At 72.6% G+C, this 554-nt stretch carries 1 protein-coding gene and 1 pseudogene; one reads left to right on the top strand and one right to left on the bottom strand.

The window, feature by feature from the left end; translation table 11 throughout:
- On the bottom strand, nucleotides 1-162 hold a 162-nt coding region (locus tag KUM32_RS42705), incomplete at its 3' end, for a LysR family transcriptional regulator (protein ID WP_217146938.1).
- 79 nt (nucleotides 163-241) lie between these two features.
- On the opposite strand from KUM32_RS42705, the pseudogene KUM32_RS42710 reads away from it, so the two are divergent.
- Nucleotides 242-554 (top strand): annotated as a pseudogene (locus KUM32_RS42710) (EamA family transporter); the annotation flags it as partial.

Genomic DNA, 554 nt, shown 5'->3' on the forward strand with positions numbered 1-554 from the left:
CCGCCGGCTGGAGCGGGCGAACAGCGTGACCCCCAGCTCCCGCTCCAGGCTGGCGATCCGGTGGCTGAGCGACGACTGCACGACGGAGCAGCGCTCGGCGGCGCGGGTGAAGTTGCGCGTCTCGGCGACGGCGACGACGTACCGCATCTGTTGCAGATCCATCCCACCATGCTGTTGGTTCATAGAAGCCATCGCAACCATGCTTTGCGTGCATGATCCGACACGGCCCAGACTTTCCCGCATGGATGCCCTGACCGACCGGTCGCCGGGCCCGCCGCGCGGCCCGTCCGCGCGGCGGGTGGCCACCGTCGCCCTGACCGCGCTCGCGCCCCTGTCCTGGGGCACCACGTACGCCGTGACCACCGAACTCCTCCCGCCGGGCCACCCGTTGTTCGCCGGCCTGCTGCGCGCCCTGCCCGCCGGTCTGCTCGCGTTGGCGATCACCCGGGTGCTGCCGCGCGGGGACTGGTGGTGGAAGGCCGCCGTGCTCGGCGTGCTCAACATCGGCGCGCTGTTCCCGCTGCTGTTCCTGGCGGCCGAGCGCCTGCCCGGCG

This window comes from Streptomyces sp. AC627_RSS907 (genome assembly GCF_019049165.1).